Genomic DNA, 17,384 nt, shown 5'->3' with positions numbered 1-17,384 from the left:
CTACCTGTCGGCGCTTGAGAAGAGGGAAATGTCGGGCGGCAGCGGCCCGGTCAGCGCTCGGCCGGCTCGGCGAGCAGCGCGCCGACAGTGCGGGCCATCACCGCCCGGGCGGCGTCCACGCCCAGCCCGAGGCCGTCGCGCAGGGTCGACCACGCCGGCCAGGTGCTCGCCGCCACCACGGCATTGACCACCTGGTCCCGGGCCGACCCGGCGCGGTCCAGTTCGTCGGCGAACAGCTGCTCGACCTCGTCGCGTACCCGGGCGATGTGCTTGAGCCGGTTGCGGCGCAACTGTGCGGAGACCGGTTCGCGCATCTGTGCCGCCCGAGCCGACGGCGCGATCAGTTGCAGCAGTTTCGCCCGCTGCCGGCAGAACGCGTCGACCCGCTTGGCCAGCGGCAAGGTGGGCGAGATCGGCCGCCACGCGGCGTCCTGCTGCCGCAGCAGCTCCGCCCCGCTGGCCTCGAACAGGGTCTCCATGTCCTTGAAGTTGGTCCAGAGCGTACGCAGCGAGATGCCGGCCCGCTCGGCGATGCGCTCACCGGTCGGACGCAGGTCACCCTCGGAGATGAGCGCGAGATGCGCCTCGACGATCGCCGCCCGGGTGCGCTCGGCCCGGGCGGTGCGCCCGTCGACCCGACCGGCCGTCTCGGCACTGACCATCCCCGCCGTCCCCCTCACCCCTGGCGTAGCGTTCGTGCGAGCCGAGTCTAGGCGTTTGCTGAGACCCTGCCCGGACGAGCCTCGTCGAGCGCGCCCCGGGGCCGCTGCGGTCGCGGCGGGCCGGCGAGGGTCGCGCACCTCGCCGGTGTGCACCGCCCGGGGCCCGGGCCGGACGGTGCACACCGGGCGGGCGGATCAGGCGCTCGGCACGCCGTTGGCCGGTGGCGCCACCGGCGGTGCGGTGTACTCGTTGACGGGCCCGTCGGACTCGTCGGTCTCGTACGTCGGGCCGAAGTAGCGCTGCTCGCCCCCCTCGACCCGGCTCAGCCGGCCGCCACCGTACCCGGAGTGGTCGGTGGCGGAGAACCGCAACGGCGCCACGCCGGGCCCCTGGTAACCACCCCTGCCGACGGCCTCGACCAACGACTCCCGGGTGAGGTCCTTGCCGGCGGCCTGGAGCACCTGGACGAACAGGTAGCCCACCGCCATCCCGTAGACGGTGTTGCCGTCGAACTCCGCACCGCCGTTGTGCTCCGCGTTCACCTTGGTGAACAGCTGGATCCACGGATCGTCGCTGTCGCCCTGCATCGGCAGGTAGTTCAGGCCGATCAGGCCCTCCAGCAGTGCGGCGGCCTCGCCGAGCTGCCGGGACAGCGTCGGCAGGTCGGCGCCCACGTTCGACACCACCCACTGCGGGCGGAAGTCCAGCCGGGCGGCGGTGCCGACGGACAGGGCGGTGAAGCCGGGCACGGTGGCGAGGATGACCACCTCGCAGCCGGCGGCCTTGAACGCACCGATCTGCGGCGCGACGTTTGTGTTGCTGGTGACGTAGGTCTGGCGGGCCGCCACGCCGTCGGCACCGAGCACCGTCTCCACGCCGGCCAACGCGTCACGGCCGAAGTCGTCGTCCTGCCCGAGGAAGCACACCGTGCGGCCGGGCATGGTGGTCTTCACATGGTTCGCCAGGATCTTGCCCTCGACCGTGTAGTCGGGGTTGAAGCCGAAGGTGTTCGGGTAGCGGTCGGGCTGGTCCCAGCTGCGGCTGCCGGAGGCGACGAAGAGGTCCGGTACCCGGTTGGTGTGCAGGAAGTCCAGCACGCCGGTGTGGGTCGGCGTGCCGAGGCCGTTGAGGATGGCGAAGACCTTGTCCTGCAACACGAGTTGCCGGACGACCTGCTGGGTGGTGGCGGGGTTGTAGCCGTCATCCATGACCTTGTAGGTGATCTTGCGGCCGTGCACGCCGCCGTTGGCGTTGACGTAGTCGAAGTACGCCTTCGTCGCCGGAGCGATCTTCGAGTAGCCGGCGGACGCCGGACCGGTAAGTGGCATGTGGGTGCCGACGACGATCTCCGTGTCGGTGACGCCGGGCACCGGCGCGCCCGAACCGGGACCGTCGTCGGAGCCGCAGGCGGTGGAGGTGAGCAGCAGGGTGAGGGTGGTGGCGATCACGAGACCGCGCCGTGTCGTGCTTCGCATGGGACACCGACCTTTCATCGGACCGGTTGTGCGAAATGGATGGTTGGGGTGAGCAGGTGTGACGGTTACGAACGCCCGGCCGGCCAGCGGGCGCGCAACGCCCGGACCAGCCGGGACAACAGCCCCTGTACGCCGCCGGGCGCGGCGATCATGACTGCGATCAACGTGCTGCCGAAGATCGCCAGCGGCAGGTTGCCCTCCAGCCGCTGCGCCGCGGCCGGCGAGAGGGTGAACAGGTTGGTCAGCGAGTGCGTCAGATCGGGCAGGGCCACCAGCAGGAAGGCACCCCAGGCCGCCCCGGCGAGTCGGCCGAGACCGCCGATCACCACGGCCATCAGCAGGAACAGCGACAAGGTCAGGCCGAACGCGCCGGGTGACACGCTCTGCGCGAGCACCGCCAGCAGGGCGCCACCGAGGCCGGCGCTGCCCGCGCTGATCACGAACGCGACGACCTGGGTACGCGCCACGTGGATCCCGGCCAGCCGGGCGGCGACCTCGTCGTCGCGTACCGCCCGGAAGGAGCGGCCGTAACGGCTGCGCACCAGGTTCGCCAGCAGCACCAGGCAGAGCAGGGTCGCCACGGTGGCCACCCAGAGCTGCCAGCGCTCATGCGGGAAGTAGCTGCCGAGCCCGGCCGGGGCGGGCGCCACCGGCACCGCCAGGCCCTGCTCGCCGTTGAAGACGCCGTCGAAAGTGACCGTCAACGCGGGCACCACCACCGCCACGGCCAGGGTGAGCCCGGCCAGGTAAGGCCCACGCAGCCGGGCGGCGGCGACCCCGACGACAGCGCCGACGACGACGGTGGCCAGCGCCGCCACCACCAGGGACACGACAAGCAATCCACCGGCGGTGAGACCCCGCTCGGCGAAGGCGTTCTGCACCAGGGCGAGGGTGTACGCGCCGGTGGCCATCAGCGCACCGTGTCCCAGCGAGAGCTGCCCGCAGAGCCCGGTCAGGACGGTCAGGCCGGCGGTGGCGCAGAGGTAGGCCGCCACGGTGGCCAGTTGGAAGTTGCGGAACGAGTCGAGTTGGTAGCTGACCATCAGCACCAGCAGGGCGACGCCGGCCGCGACGACGAGGTGACGCACCACGGTCGGCAGCGACCGGCCGCGGCGGGCGGGATCGACGGCGGCGGCTCGGACGGACGCCGCCGCCCGGGTGGCGCTCACACCCGCCTCGCGGTGACCGGGGCGAACAGCCCGCCGGGGCGTAACAGCAGCACCGTCAGCAGCAACGCGAGCACCGCGAGCGGAATGAGGTCGCCGCCGGCGTACCCGCTGACGTAGGACAGCAGCAGGCCGACACCGAGACCGCCGACGACCGCGCCCGGTGGGCTGTCCAGCCCGCCGAGCACCGCGGCGGTGAACGCGGAGACGAATACCAGGTCCATCGCGTACGGATGCAGCCCCAGTCCGGTGGGAATGACAAGCATCGCGGCCAGCGCGCCGACACCCGAGGCCAGCGCCCAGCCGAGGGTGAGCATGCCGCCCACGTTCACGCCGAGCAGCCGGGACACCTCGGGTGCGAACGCCGCGGCGCGCATCCGCAGCCCGATCGCGGTCCGGGTGAAGATCCAGACGAGGGCCGCGCCGACCACCCCGACGGTGGCGAAGACGAACAGGTCGTACGGGGACAGCACGGCGGTGCCGCCGACCGTCAGCGCGGTCCGGCTGAACGGCGCCCGGGCCGGCAGGTACTCGTTGCCGTACACCATGCCGAGGACCGCCTGGATCAGCAGGACCAGCCCGAGCGCGACGATCACCGGGTTGAGCGGTGACCGGTGGTCCACCAGCCGCATCACCGCGACGTCGACGACCGCGCCGAGCAGCAGCCCGGCGAGCAGCGCCGCGCCGAAGCCCAGCCAGTACGAGCCGGTGGCGGCGGTGACGCTGTACGCGACGTACGCGGCGGCCACCGCCATCGCGCCCTGGGCGAAGTTGACGATCCGACCGGCCCGCCAGATGAGCACCAGGGCGAGCGCGAACGCGGCGTAGACCGCGCCCCTCGACAGGCCGTCGAGGGTGAGGAAGAGGAAGCGGTCCACGGTCCTCCTTGCGTTTCAGAATCCGAGGTAGGCGTGGCGCAGGTCGGCGTCGTCGCGCAGTCGGGCGGCCGGGGCGGCCAGGGCGACCCGGCCGAGCGACATCACGATGCCCTGGTCGGCGACGGCCAGGGCGCTGCGCACGTTCTGCTCGACCAGCAGCACGGTCAGCCCGGTGTCGTCGCGCAGCTGGCGCAGCAACGCCATGGTCTGGGCCACCACCCGTGGTGCCAGGCCGAGCGACGGTTCGTCCAGCAGCAGCAGGCGGGGTCGGCCGGCGAGGGCCCGGCCGAGGGCCAGCATCTGCCGCTCGCCGCCGGAAAGCTGATGGCCGAGGTGACGCCGACGCCGGGCCAGCGGCTCGAACAGCTGGTAGACCTCGTCGAGGGCGCGGGCGGCGGCGGTGCGGTCCCGCCGCCACAATGCGCCGAGGCGCAGGTTCTCCTCCACCGTGAGTTCGCCGATCACGCCGCGCCCCTCCGGCACGTGCGCCACGCCGCGCCGGACGAGCTGCTCGACCGGGGTGCCGCGCAGGTCGCGGCCGTCGAGGAGGATCCGGCCGGCGGTCGGGCGCAGCATGCCGGACAGGGTGCGCAACAGGGTGGTCTTGCCGGCACCGTTGGCACCGATGACGGCGGCGATGGTGCCGCTGGGCACTCGCAGGTCGACGTCGCGCAGCACCGGCACCGGCCCGTAGCCGGCGGCCAGGGCTTCGGCGGTGAGCAGGTCGCCGCCCACTACGCGGCCTCGTCCACGGCCGCACCGAGGTAGGCGTCCACCACGGCCGGGTCCTCGCGGATCGCCTCGGGTGGCCCGGTGGCGACGACCCGCCCGAAGTCGAGCACCACGATCCGGTCACAGACCGCCATGACCAGGTCCATGTGGTGTTCCACAAGCAGCACCGCGCAGGGGTCGGTGGCCCGGTGCGGCAGTTGCCGGATCAGCTCCGCGAGCGTGTCCACGTCGTCCGCGCCGAGGCCGCCGGCCGGCTCGTCGAGCAGCAGCAGCCGAGGGCGGGCGGCCAGGGCGCGGGCGAGTGCGACCCGCTGGCGTAGCGCGAACGGAAGGGTGTCCGGCGCGGCGTCGGCGTACGCCGTGATGCCCAGGTCGGCCAGGACGGCGTGGGCGTGCTCGCGCAGCCGGCGTTCGTCGCGGTCGCTGCTCGGCAGCCCGAGCAGGGCCGACATCAGCCCGGTGCGGGCGGTGTGGCTGGCCCCGGCCATCACGTTCTCCAGCACGGTGAGCCCGGCGAACAGGCCGGTGCCCTGCAACGTCCGGGCGATGCCCAGCCGGGTCAGCCGGTGCGGTCGTGGTCGAAGGGGCCGGCCGTCGAGGGTGAGCGTGCCGGTGTGCGCGGTGACGAAGCCGCACACGACGTTGAACAGCGTGGTCTTGCCGGCCCCGTTGGGGCCGATCACCCCGACCACCTCGCCCGGCCCGACCTCCAGCGAGACGTCGTCGAGGGCGGTGAGGCCGCCGAAGCGGACGCCGACCTGGTGCAGTGCGAGACCGTCCGCCATCAGCCCGCCCCTCGCGTCGCCGCCACATTATTACACTCGGAGTGTACATTTCTCGCGTGTTTCGTCAACACCTTCGATGGCCGATCGTCACCGGTCGGCACCGCCGCGCGGGACGGGCCGGACGAGGGGTGGCGCGGGCAGGTCGACCAGCCGGGCCAGGGCGGCCCGGTGCCGGTCGGCGGTGCCGAAGGCGATCGCGGTGCTCTTGGCCCGCTTGAGGTAGAGATGGGCCGGATGCTCCCAGGTGAAGCCCAGCCCACCGTGCAACTGGACGCAGACCTCCGCCGCCCGGACCGCCATCGGGCCGCAGTACGCCTGGGCCAGTGCGGCTGCCAGCGGCGCCTCGGAGCCGGCTGCGCTGGCCGCCGCGTACCGGGCCACCGCCCGGGCCTCGGTCAGCTCCACCCAGAGGTCGGCCAGCCGGTGCTTGACCGCCTGGAACGAACCGACCGGCCGGCCGAACTGCCGGCGCTGCCGCACGTAGTCCACCGTCGTGTCCAGACACCACTGCGCCACCCCGACCTGCTCGGAGGCGAGCAGCGCCGCGCCCGCGGTCAACGCCGACGTCACCGCCGCGGCGGCCACCGCGCCCACGGCGACCGGGCGGGCGGGTACGGCGCTGAAGTCGAGGTCGACGAGGGGTCGCGTGGCGTCCAGGGACACCACCGGGGTCCTGCGTACCGCCGGTTCGGCGGCGTCGACGGCGTACAACCCGTCGCCGGCCGGGACCAGCAGCAGGCAGTGCGGCGCGGTGTCGGCCACCCCGACCACCCGGCCGGAGAGTGTCGGTCCGGGGCCGACCGTGACCGTCCCGGTGACCGCCTCGGGCGTGGTGGCGAAACCGACCGCCAACGCCACGTCGCGGTCGGCCGCGGCTACCTGGCGCAGCAGGGTGGACTCGCCGCAGGCGAGCAGCGCCCGGGTGGCCACGACGGTGCCCAGGAAGGGCACCGGTGCGACCGCCCGGCCCAGTTCCTCCAGCACCACCGCGACCTCGCGGAAACCGGCTCCGGCGCCACCGAGCTCGGTGGGCACGGCCAGGCCGGTCACCCCGGTCTGGTCGACCAGTCGGCGCCACAGCGCCGCGTCGTACGGTTCCTCGGTGTCGACGGCGGCGAGGGTTCGCTGCCACGGTGCGTGCGCGGCCAGCAGCGCCCGGACGCTGCCGCGCAGCGCCTCCTCGTCGGCGTCGTAGAGCAGGTCGGTCATCGGTCCACCCGGGGCTCGGCGGGCAGCCCGAGCACCCGCTCGGCGATGATGGTGCGCAGGATCTCCGACGTGCCGCCCTCGATGGAGTTGCCCCGAGCGCGGAGGTAACGGTAGGTGGCAGTGCGGCCGAGCAGGTCGGGCGCCTCCGGTCGACGCATCGTCCAGTCGTCGTGCCGCAGCCCCTCGGCGCCGCGCAACTCCACCTCCAGGCCGCTGATCCGCTGGCTCAGCTCGGCGAAGGACAGCTTCACCGCCGAGCCCTCCGGGCCGGGTTGGCCGGCGGCGATCAACTGGCGCAGGCGCAGCGCGGCCAGCCGGGCGGCCTCGGCGCGTACCCACGCGTGCAGGACCTCCTCGTGCAGGCCACCGGTGCGCAGATCCGGTCGTTCCCGCCACAGCCGGGCCAGCACACCGACCATCCCGCCCTCCCGGGGCAGCGGCCGGCCGCCGATGGCGACGCGTTCGTTCATCAGGGTGGTGCGGGCGATCCGCCAACCGTGTCCGACCTCGCCGATGCGGTGGGCGTCGGGTATCCGGACCCCGGTCAGGAAGACCTCGTTGAACTCCGCCTCGCCGGTGGCCTGTCGCAGTGGCCGCACCTGCACCCCCGGCGCCGCCATGTCGCAGACGAAGTAGGTGAGGCCGTGATGCTTCGGTGCGGCCGGGTCGGTGCGGGCCAGCAGGATCGCCCAGCGCGCCTCGTGGGCCAGGGACGTCCACACCTTCTGGCCGTCGACCACCCAGTCGTCACCGTCGGGCACCGCCCGGGTGCGCAGGCTGGCCAGGTCGGAGCCGGCGTCGGGCTCGCTGAACAGCTGGCACCACACCTCCTCGCCCGTCCACAGCGGTCGCAGCCAGCGCCGGCACTGGGCCTCGCTGGCGTGCCGCAGCAGGGTGGGTGCGGCCATGCCGAGCCCGATGCTGTTGCGCCGGGGCTGGTTGTCGGGCGCGCCGGCCTCGGCGAAGGCGTCGTCCACCACCGCCTGAAGGTGCGGCGGTGCGCCCAGGCCACCCCGACCGGGCGGGTGGTGCACCCAGGCCAGGCCGGCGTCGAAGCGGGCGCGCAGGAAACGGGTGCGGTCACCGCTCGGGTCGTGCGTCCGCAGGAACGCGGCGACCAGCCCGCGCAGCCCGTCGGCCGTGTGGTCGGACACTCGCCACCTCCAAGGTTATTGCACTCCCGATGCAATATACGGCCGCCGGTCCACAGGACGGAAGACCGGCGGCCGGACGACCCGGGGCGGACGCGTCGCGTCCGCCCCGGTCGACCTCAGTGCGGGCAGGTGTCGCGGTACTCCTCGATCGCAAGGCCACTCGGCCCCGGGCAGAGGAACTGCTCGTACCGGGTGTCGTCGTCGACGAACCGCTTCAGCCAAGCCACCATCTGCTTGGCCGTCGGGGTGTTGACCGAGTTGGGGAAGAAGTGGCCCTCGCCGTTGAGTTCGAGGTACGCCTTCTCCGCCGACGCCGGAATGCTGTTGTAGAACGGCTCGGAGTGCGACGAGACCGAGGCGACGGTGTCGTACTCGCCGCCGACGATAAGCGTCGGCACCCGCAGGCTCGACCAGTTCTTGGTCAGGTTCCACGGCGCCAGCGGCACCGCGGCCTGCAACGACGGTCGGCTCGCCGCGGCCTCCAGACTGCCGCCACCACCCATCGAGTGCCCGGCCACGGCCAGCCGACTCGCGTCGATCCGCCCGCGCACCGAACTGCGCTCGGTCAGGTAGTCCAGTGCGGCGAGCAGTTGCCGACCCCGGCTGCTCGGCTGGTCGAACCGGGTGATGGTGTCGATGCCGATGACCACGAAGCCGTGCGAGGCGATCCGCGGGCCCAGCCAGTCCAGGCTCGACCAGGAGGCGGTGTAGCCGGGCGAGATGGCCACCGCGCCGAAGGTGCCGGCCGTGGTGGTCGTCGGGTAGTAAATGACGCCGCCGCCGAAGCCGCTGACCAGCGAGGAGACGCTCGTCGACGAGGTCGCGAAGGGGCCGCGGCTGGCCTCCAGGACCGCGTTTGTCGGTGCCGGTCCCCGCTCGTACGGGTTGGCGGCCTGGACCGGGGACGAGGTGGCTACGACGCCACCGGCGGCCACGACGGCGGCCATCGCCAGCCGGGCCAGGAGGGAGACGGAACGGGGACGGGTGGTGGTGGTAGATCGCACGTCGGATACTCCCTTGGGTTGGAGTTGTATCGACTGCGATCAGTGTTTGGGGCGCCCCGCCGGCACCGCATCGGCAAAATCACCAGTCCCGGCGTCGTCGGTGGAGCACAGCGGCCCCACCGACGCCGCCGGTGGCCTCACAGGATCGTGCAGAGGGTGCCGTTGAGCCGGAATGCGGTCGGTGTGACGTTCGGCCCGCTGTACTCCCCGACGAAGCCGGCGCTCGTGCCACCCTCGGCTGGTATCCGACGGTTGTCGTCGGTGCCGGTGACCCGGACGGTGGCGCCGACCTGCTCCCAGTTCGCGCTCCAGCCGCTGCCGACCCGCTGCCAGGTCGTCGGCCAGGTCCAGGTCAGCGTCCAGCCGTCGATCGCGGTGTCGGCGTCGTTGACGATGTCGACGTTCGCCACGTAGCCGTTGCCCCAGTCCGTGGTGAGGGTGAAGCGGACGCCGCAGGTGCTGGTGGCCGGGCTGCCGGTGGTGAAGGTCAACGGCGGTGAGGCCCACGAGATCCGGCCCGCGGTGTCGCGGGTCAGCACGTTGACCGTGTACCTGCCGCCCGGGAGAAGGTTGCCGACGGTCAGCGAGGTGCCCGAGGTCTCGCCGAGCTGCTCACTGACCGCCCCGTACTGCCGGTACACCTCGTACTTGGCGATCGGGCTCGCGCCCCGGGTCGCCGCCGGCCAGGAGATCGTCGCGGTTCGGTCGGTGACCTCGGCGGCCGTGGGGTGCCCTGGTGCACCGGGCCGCCCGGTGCCCGGGTCAGCCGACTCCACCACGAGCGTGGTCAGGGAGTACGGCGGCAGGGTCCGACTGGTCGCGCTGCCCGACCGGCTGGTGGTGATGGCGGTGGCACCGTTGGTGTGGGTGTGCACCGTCGGCTCCCCGCCCGACGGGGCGAAGCCGGCATAGTCGATGACGACCTCCCGGGCGTTGTCCGGATCCCGGTTCACCAACAGCACCGCGACCTCGCCGTTGGCCCGGCGTACCGCGTGCGCGGCGACCAGCGCGTCGTCGCTGGCCGCCCGGATGAACTGGTCACCGGTGCGGGCGAAGCGGCTCATCATGGACAGTCCGTGGTACGCGGCGAAGGGTGTGTTCAACGGCGGCTCGCAGACCGATCCGTCCGAGGTGCAGGTGCCGCTGGAGAGCATGCCGAAGTCGCCGTAGTCGGTCTGCCCGGCCACTGTCGACACCTGCCCGATGCCGTTGCGCACGTTCCACCAGTGGACGGTGAACACCCCGTTGGCCAACAGCCCGCTGTACGCGTCGGCGAGGAACAGCGCCGCCGGCTGGCTGGTCATCCCCTGGGAGGTGACGTTCACCTCGGTGAGGCTGATGCCGATGCGACCGGCGTTCGGGCCGGCGTACCTGGTGATCTGCTCCCGCAGCAGGTGGACCGCGTCGGTGATGTGGCTGGTCCGGGGCAGCGATTCGGCGGCGCTGCCGCCCGGGTACCAGTGCACGTCGACGAAGTCGATCTTCTGGCCGGCGATGGACAGCACGGTCTGGTTCCACGGGCCCGGGTCCTCACCCGCGGTCAGCCCGTCGGGCCAGTTCGCCGGCATGGTGAGCACCGCACCGACCTTGATGCTCGGGTCGACGGCCTTCATCGCGTCCGCGTACGCGACCACCAGGTTCGCGTAGTAGGTGGCGCTCTTGTCGGGGTGATGGTCGGCCTCCCACGCCGACCCGTAGTGCCCGTTGCCGTAGTTCTCGTTGCCGATCGTCCAGTACCGGGCGTCGTAGCCCTTGGTCACGTTGGCGTACCGGACCCACTCGGCCGCTTCCTCCGGGGTGCCGGTGCCGTAGTTCGCGATGATCATCGGCTGGGCGCCGGCCCGCCGCACGCCGGCCATGAAGGTGTCGAAGTCGGTGCCGGGGGCGACGTAGCCGCCGGGCGCGGTGTGGTCCCGCCAGTGGTAGATGTCGGCGTAGGAGCCGCCGGGATAGCGCATCATCTGCACGCCGGCCGCCCGCAGCAGGTCCGACGTGTCGGTGGTGCCGAGTTGCGAGTCCCAGATGGCGTGGTTGACGCCGAGGGCGGTGTCCGGCACGGTGGCCAGCCCGGCCCGCGCGTTCACTGTCACTTCCACCGGCGTGGTCGCCGCGACCGCGCTGGGCTGGTCGATGCCGACCAGTACGGCCGAGCCGAGCAGCAGGCCCGCCACGACAAGGGCCGGCGCGCGTCGGGATGATCGCCGGGGTGGGGCCAGGGGTCGAACGCCGTGCCTGTCCGAGATCTGCATGATCTTCCTTCGTTGGTCACGCGGAGATCCACCGGCCCCGAGCCCTACGTACCGGGCTCGGGGCCGGTGGATCGGAGACGAATCCGTCTTCGGCCGTCGTCCCCCGGAACCGTGGCGGCCCCGGTTGCCCATCGGGCGACGGTCACTCACACGCGCGACAACGCATCGGCGTCCAAGAATCCCACAGCAACCGGCCCGGCTCAACGCCCGGTTCACTGCTCGGAACTAATAGTAAGGTTTACAAACAGTAGGTGTTACTATCACGGATGTCGATGGGCGTTCCGGCTTTCGACGTCCCGCTCCCCCTGGAAAGGAGTGATCCCATGTCGAGATTGCGCGCCCTGGCCGCGCTCGCGGCACTGACACTCACCGGCGCGCTGCTGGCGGTCATCCCGTCGACCGCCGCCTCCGCCGCAGCCTGTGCCACCCCGTGGCAGTCCGCCGCGGTCTACACCTCAGGCATGCAGGTCTCCCACAACGGCCGCAACTACCAGGCGAAATGGTGGACCCAGAGCGAGGCTCCACCCGGCAACACCGGCGTCTGGCAGGACCTCGGTGCCTGCGGCGGTAGCACCCCGCCGCCCTCGGGCGGATCCTGCGACCATCCGAACTGGATCGCCGGCACCTGGTACCCGGCCGGCAGCATCGTGCGGTACACAAACGGCCAGTACTACATCGCCGAACACGACAATCCCGGCTACGACCCGATCATCAGCACCTGGTACTGGGACCCGTACACCTGCTCGGGCACGCCGCCCACCAGCAGCCCGCCACCGACCAACCCGGGTGCCTTCGTGGTCAGCGAGGCCCAGTTCAACCAGATGTTCCCGGGCCGAAACAGCTTCTACACCTACTCCGGACTGATCAACGCGCTGAGCGCCTACCCGGCGTTCGCGCGCACCGGCGGGGCCACCGTGCAGCGTCAGGAGGCGGCGGCCTTCCTGGCGAACGTCTACCACGAGACCGGCGGCCTGGTGCACATCGTCGAGCAGAACACCGCGAACTACCCGCACTACTGCGACAGCGGCCAGTCGTACGGCTGCCCGGCCGGGCAGGCCGCGTACTACGGGCGTGGGCCGATCCAGCTGAGCTGGAACTTCAACTACAACGCGGCGGGCAACGCCCTCGGGTTGCCCCTGCTGACCAACCCGTGGCTGGTGCAGAACGACGCCGCCGTGGCCTGGAAGACCGCCATCTGGTACTGGATGACGCAGAACGGGCCCGGCACGATGACCGCGCACCACGCGATGGTCACCGGGGCCGGTTTCGGGCAGACCATCCGCAGCATCAACGGCTCGATCGAGTGCAACGGCGGCAACCCCGCCCAGGTGCAGAGTCGGGTCACCCGGTACCAGCAGTTCGTGGGCATCCTCGGGGTGCCCGCCGGAGCGAACCTCTACTGCTGATCCCCGGCTCCGGCGCCGCCGCCCACCGTGGCGGCGCCGGACCGGTCAGCCCACCTTCGGGGTGGCCCGGTCGATGATCGCGGCGAAGTCGACGCCCGCGGGCAACGTGCCGTAGGCATGCCCCCGATCGCCGCCGAGCCGGGACGCACAGAAGGCGTCGGCGACCGCCGGGTGACCGTGGCGCACCAACAGCGCGCCCTGCAACACCAGCGCCAACTGCTCGACCACCCGACGGGCCCGTACCTCCAGATCGGCCGGATCGGCCAGGGCCGCCCGCACCTCGCGGACCGCGGCGTCGAGCCGGGCGTCGGCACCCGCGGCGGCGTCCACCTCCGACTGGAACGCCGCCATCACCTCGGGCTGGCCGGCCAGCGCCCGCAGCACGTCCAACGCGGCGACGTTCCCGGAGCCCTCCCAGATGGAGTTCAGCGGCGACTCGCGGAACAGTCGCGGCATCCCGGACTCCTCCACGTAGCCGTTGCCACCCAGGCACTCCAGGGCCTCCGCGGCGTGACCGGGCCACCGCTTGCAGACCCAGTACTTGCCCACGGCGAGGGCGATCCGCTTGAACGCCGTTTCGGCCGCGTCGCCGCGTACCGACCGGTCGGTCGCACCGGCCAGGCGCATCATCAGCACCGTGGCGGCCTCGGACTCCACCGCCAGGTCGGCCAGGACGTTGCGCATCAGCGGCTGGTCGACGAGGTACCGGCCGAAGGCCCGCCGATGCGCGGCGTGATGCACGGCCGTGACGACGCCGTGCCGCATCCCGGAGGCCGCACCGATCACACAGTCCAGGCGGGTCAGGTTCACCATGTCGATGATGGTGCGGACGCCCCGGCCCTCGTCGCCGACCCGCCAGGCCACCGCGTCGTCGTACTCCACCTCGCTGGAGGCGTTGGAACGGTTGCCGAGCTTGTCCTTGAGTCGCATCAAGCGCATCGGGTTGCGGGTGCCGTCGGGAAGCACCCGCGGGACCAGGAAGCAGGTGAGCCCGCCCGGCGCCTGGGCGAGGGTGAGGAAGAGGTCGCACATCGGGGCCGAGGTGAACCACTTGTGCCCGACCAGCCGGTAGCTGCCGTCGGGCGTCGGGCGGGCCGTGGTGGTGTTGGCCCGCACGTCCGACCCGCCCTGCTTCTCGGTCATCGACATGCCCGCCAGCAGCCCCTGCTTGTGCTGTGGTTCCCGCAGCCCGAAGTCGTAGCTGCGGGCGGTGAGCAGCGGCTCGTAGCGAGCGGCCAGGTCGGGGGCGTGCCGCAGCGCGGGCACCGCCGCGTACGTCATCGAGATCGGGCAACCGTGACCGGCGTCGGGTCGCCAGACGTGGAACTTCGCGGCCCGGGCGACGTGCGCGCCGGGCCGCTCGTCGCCCCAGGGAACGGCGTGCAGGCCGTGCGCCACGGCGGTACGCATCAACTCGTGCCAGGAGGGGTGGAACTCCACCTCGTCGACCCGGTGTCCGTAGCGGTCGTGGGTACGCAGCACCGGCGGATGTTCGTTGGCCAGCCGGCCGTGCTCGATTGCCTGTTCGGTGCCGGCCAGCCGGCCGAGTTCGTGCAGTTCGGCCGTGGCCCAGCCGGCCCCCTCCCGGGCCAGCGCGTCGAGCAGAGCGGGCTCGTCCGCCGTGTCGTGGCCGACCAGCGGCGGAACCTGGTTGAACACCTCGTGCCTGCTCACGACGGAACTCCCAACGCGCGGTGGATGAAGGTGATCAGGCCGCCGATGGTGTCCGGAACGGCGACACCGGCGGCCAGCGGGCCGACCATTGCCTCGGCCAGCGCACCGACCACGGCGGTGGAGGTCAGCTCGGGATTCTGCGCCGGCAGTTCGCCGCCGGCCACGCCGTCGGCGATGTAGCCGGCCAGCAGCGCCGCGTGGGCACGCCGGAAGACCAGCCGCTGCGCCTCCACCGCCGGATCGACCGGCTCAGCGAGCAGGGCGTACGCCAGCCGTGGTGACCGTAGGGCGCGGCCGGCGAAGGTCTCGATGACCGCCCGGACCCGAGCGGCGGCCGTGCTCTCGACCGCGGCGGCCCGGGTGACGGCGTCGATCTCGCGCTGGCTGGCCGTGCGGAACACCTCGGCAAAGAGGTCGGCCTTGGCCGGGAAGTGCCGGTAGACGCTCCCGGTGGCCAGCCCGGCCCGCTCGGCGACGGCCGCGACCGAGCAGCCGGCGTAGCCGTGCTCGGCCAGGATGCCGAGGGCGGCGTCGACGATCCGCTCGCGCGAGGCGGTCAGCCGCGCCCGCACCCGCTCCGTGCTCCGGTACGCCACACCAAGGATTGAATCACCATTCATTTCTTGCCGGCAAGCACCTGCCCGGCGACGACAACGCCGCCAGCCAAAGTGCCAGGGCGTGCCGCAGCCCCGCCAGTCCTATTGCCGGTCGCTCTGAGGTCACAGGTCGTACGCCTGCGCGAGTTGCTTGCGCAGCGCCTCGACGAATGGCCGCAGCTCGGCATCGAGGGTGGCCGCTTCGGCCGGGGTCACCACGACCGCGGCGTTCTGGTGGGGCATTCCCGAGATCACCTGGTGCCGCCGTCCCGGCGCCGGATGGCTGGCGAGCAGTGACGCGTGCTCGCGGATGGTGAGCTGACGCAGCATCGGCAGCCGGACCGCCTGCTCCGCACGGGTCGTGGCGATGGCCCGCCGCCAGATGTCCATCGCGACTCCCGGCGTTCCATGCGCGGTGACGAGCGGCGCCAGCAGAGGCGACAACGCCAAGACGTCGACCATGCCGAGAGCCGCGGTGCTGCCCGCCGCCCTCGCCGCCATCGCGTCGGCTCGCACCTCCGCTCGACGCCCCTCCCGGGCATCGAGCGTGTTCATCAAGAGGTGTACGACGAACAGCAGCCAGCTGACGGCACCTCCAACCAACTGCCAGAGTGTGTAGAAGAGGGCGTAGATGCCCGCCACGTCCCTGTCGTGCGCGTCTCCGTGTGGCGGCCGGGTCGCGGTCGCGAGCATGCCGAAGAAGGTCCGGGCCGGCTGCGTCAGGAGACGCCGGCGCGAGTCCGCCCAGCGGAAGTGCCCGAGTTCGTGACCGATCAGCGCCACCATCTCCTGCGGCGACAGGCCCATGAGCAGCGGGACACCGAGCAGCAGGACTCGGGTCCTGCGCACCCCGACGACTGCCGCCGCCGCGTTCCAGTCGTCGTTGAGCACTATGAGGTCGGGCTTTGGTGCGCCGACAGAGTCGCCGACCCGCTCGACCAGACGGTGCAGCGCCGCCTGTCGCTGCGGAGTCAACCGGTAAGCGCCTTTGACCACCTGTCGGACGCTGCCCAGGCGGGGACGCAACACGTAGGCCACGGCGGCGAGCAGCAGCGGCAGAATCAACGGCCCCACGCCGTTGATCAGCAGCCACACGGCGGCAGCCAACGCACCTAACGGAAGAAGCACCAACGCGAAAGAGACCAGCCCGAGCAGCAGGAAGGCAGGCGTCAGCCAGGAGGGGGAAGTTCCCAACTGCGTTGTCAGGTGGGCAAGGCGGCGGTCCGCCCGGAACCCGGCGCGACGATCGAGCCGTTCGAGAGACCGACCCAGACGGCCGGCGGCACCTGAAGCGGCGACGTCGAGGTTCCACTCACAACGCCCGCACCAGGGTGGCTGGTCGACGACGGTCCACACCTCGGTGCTGGCGCAGTTCGGGCAGGAGTCGACGCGAGGCTCGGACAGGATGCGGTCACGCGCGATTGGCACCGCGACAGTGTGATCAAGTGCGATGTCCCAGTCAACGGCGCGCCATCGCCGGGCTTCGGCGGGTACGTGCCAGCGCGCGTCTCAGGGCAGCGGCTTGGCGAACCAGTGGTGGGCGTACGCATTGTCGTTGTAGCGCGGGATCTCCTGGTAACCCTCGGCGCGGTAGAGCCGCATCGCCTCGGTGAGAGTGCGGTTGGTGTCGAGTCGGATGCTGGCCGCGCCGGCCGCCACGGCGTGCCGCTCCAACTCGCCCAGCAGGCGACGCCCGACGCCGAGCCCGCGCACCGAGGCCGACACCCAGAGCCGCTTTATCTCGGCGGGCTCGCCCGGGGACAGCCGCAGTCCACCGCAGCCCACCGCCTCGGTCGAGAGGGTGGCGACCAGGAAGAGGCCGGCCGGAGGCACGTATTCCTGCTCGTCGGCGCCGCCCTGACCCAGCTCGAAGCCGGAGTCGAACCGGGCGGCGAGTTCCCGCGCGTACGTCCGCAGGCAGGCGCGGGCACGCGGCTCACCGGGATGGCAGGGTTCGATGGTGATCAGCGACGCCATCAACAGGCGCTCGACCTCGGCCATGGCGGTGGTGAGCCGGGCGCGTTGGCCGTCGGTCAGGGGTGACAGCACCGACCAGGCCAGTTCGTCGGACCTGCCGTCGAGCAAATCCCACTCGGCGCGACCGGCCTCGGTGAGACGCGCGGTGCGTACCCGGCCGTCGCCCTCACCGGGACCGACGAGCACGAGGCCCGCCCCCTCCAAAATGCGCAGCAGCCGGCTGAGGTAGCCGGCGTCGAGATCCAGCCGGGTCCGCAGGGCCGCGACCTCGGCGCCGTCGGGACCGATCTCCCAGAGCAGCCGCGACTGCGCCAGGGGACGGTCACGGGCGAGATAGCTGTCGTCCAGCGCGCCGACGCGCTGAGTCACCGTGCGGTTGAAGCGCCGCACCACGTCCACAAGTGCACGATCCACGA

15 protein-coding genes are annotated in these 17,384 nt (G+C 72.0%); 1 reads left to right on the top strand and 14 read right to left on the bottom strand.

From position 1 onward, the window contains the following. Positions 1-50 precede the first annotated feature (50 nt). The 10 genes from AB0J93_RS10695 to AB0J93_RS10650 all read right to left on the bottom strand — a co-directional run bounded on the left by AB0J93_RS10695 (position 51) and on the right by AB0J93_RS10650 (position 11,315). Complete coding sequence (locus AB0J93_RS10695; RefSeq protein WP_363920413.1) at positions 51-662, bottom strand: TetR/AcrR family transcriptional regulator; 612 nt, start codon at positions 660-662, stop codon at positions 51-53. A 195-nt stretch (positions 663-857) separates the two neighbouring features. Then, entirely contained in the window at positions 858-2,138 is a 1,281-nt protein-coding gene (locus AB0J93_RS10690) for an ABC transporter substrate-binding protein (protein ID WP_363920411.1), read from the bottom strand. Positions 2,139-2,203: 65 nt separating this feature from the next. Further along, the gene (locus AB0J93_RS10685) at positions 2,204-3,307 is read right to left on the bottom strand and encodes a branched-chain amino acid ABC transporter permease (protein ID WP_363920409.1); all 1,104 of its coding nucleotides are present in this window, start codon (positions 3,305-3,307) and stop codon (positions 2,204-2,206) included. Continuing rightward, positions 3,304-4,182, bottom strand: coding sequence for a branched-chain amino acid ABC transporter permease (locus AB0J93_RS10680; RefSeq protein ID WP_363920407.1), 879 nt, complete (start codon positions 4,180-4,182; stop codon positions 3,304-3,306). The genes AB0J93_RS10685 and AB0J93_RS10680 overlap by 4 nt, the downstream gene beginning before the upstream one ends. A 15-nt stretch (positions 4,183-4,197) precedes the next feature. Beyond that, positions 4,198-4,917: an ABC transporter ATP-binding protein gene (locus AB0J93_RS10675; protein ID WP_363920405.1), complete on the bottom strand. Its 720-nt coding sequence runs from the start codon at positions 4,915-4,917 to the stop codon at positions 4,198-4,200. Then, on the bottom strand, positions 4,917-5,699 hold the full coding sequence (locus tag AB0J93_RS10670) for an ATP-binding cassette domain-containing protein (RefSeq protein WP_363920402.1): 783 nt from the start codon (positions 5,697-5,699) through the stop codon (positions 4,917-4,919). Before AB0J93_RS10670 ends, AB0J93_RS10675 begins: the two co-directional genes overlap by 1 nt. An 87-nt stretch (positions 5,700-5,786) precedes the next feature. After that, on the bottom strand, positions 5,787-6,908 hold the full coding sequence (locus AB0J93_RS10665; protein ID WP_363920400.1) for an acyl-CoA dehydrogenase family protein: 1,122 nt from the start codon (positions 6,906-6,908) through the stop codon (positions 5,787-5,789). Then, positions 6,905-8,062 (bottom strand): acyl-CoA dehydrogenase family protein, encoded by a 1,158-nt coding sequence (locus AB0J93_RS10660; protein ID WP_363920397.1) that lies wholly within the window; start codon positions 8,060-8,062, stop codon positions 6,905-6,907. Before AB0J93_RS10660 ends, AB0J93_RS10665 begins: the two co-directional genes overlap by 4 nt. Before the next feature lie 116 nt (positions 8,063-8,178). Further along, a complete protein-coding gene (locus AB0J93_RS10655; RefSeq protein ID WP_363920885.1) occupies positions 8,179-9,009 on the bottom strand; it encodes an alpha/beta hydrolase in 831 nt (276 codons plus the stop codon). A 194-nt stretch (positions 9,010-9,203) separates the two neighbouring features. Continuing rightward, complete coding sequence (locus AB0J93_RS10650) at positions 9,204-11,315, bottom strand: cellulose binding domain-containing protein (protein ID WP_363920395.1); 2,112 nt, start codon at positions 11,313-11,315, stop codon at positions 9,204-9,206. A 323-nt stretch (positions 11,316-11,638) separates the two neighbouring features. Between AB0J93_RS10650 and AB0J93_RS10645 the strand changes: the two genes are divergently transcribed. After that, a complete protein-coding gene (locus AB0J93_RS10645; RefSeq protein ID WP_363920393.1) occupies positions 11,639-12,721 on the top strand; it encodes a glycoside hydrolase family 19 protein in 1,083 nt (360 codons plus the stop codon). Between the two features lie 45 nt (positions 12,722-12,766). Here the strand turns inward: AB0J93_RS10645 and AB0J93_RS10640 are convergent, their stop codons facing one another. The 4 genes from AB0J93_RS10640 to AB0J93_RS10625 form a co-directional block, all read right to left on the bottom strand. Beyond that, on the bottom strand, positions 12,767-14,395 hold the full coding sequence (locus tag AB0J93_RS10640; protein WP_363920391.1) for an isovaleryl-CoA dehydrogenase: 1,629 nt from the start codon (positions 14,393-14,395) through the stop codon (positions 12,767-12,769). Next, positions 14,392-14,991 (bottom strand): TetR/AcrR family transcriptional regulator, encoded by a 600-nt coding sequence (locus AB0J93_RS10635; RefSeq protein ID WP_363920389.1) that lies wholly within the window; start codon positions 14,989-14,991, stop codon positions 14,392-14,394. Before AB0J93_RS10635 ends, AB0J93_RS10640 begins: the two co-directional genes overlap by 4 nt. Before the next feature lie 123 nt (positions 14,992-15,114). Beyond that, positions 15,115-16,419, bottom strand: coding sequence for a M48 family metallopeptidase (locus tag AB0J93_RS10630; protein WP_363920387.1), 1,305 nt, complete (start codon positions 16,417-16,419; stop codon positions 15,115-15,117). A gap of 81 nt (positions 16,420-16,500) precedes the next feature. Next, a complete protein-coding gene (locus AB0J93_RS10625; RefSeq protein ID WP_363920385.1) occupies positions 16,501-17,382 on the bottom strand; it encodes a helix-turn-helix domain-containing GNAT family N-acetyltransferase in 882 nt (293 codons plus the stop codon). Between the last annotated feature and the right edge of the window lie 2 nt (positions 17,383-17,384).

Source organism: Micromonospora sp. NPDC049374 (assembly GCF_040677165.1).
GTDB lineage: Bacteria > Actinomycetota > Actinomycetes > Mycobacteriales > Micromonosporaceae > Micromonospora.
This window is presented reverse-complemented; position numbering and strand designations above follow the sequence as displayed.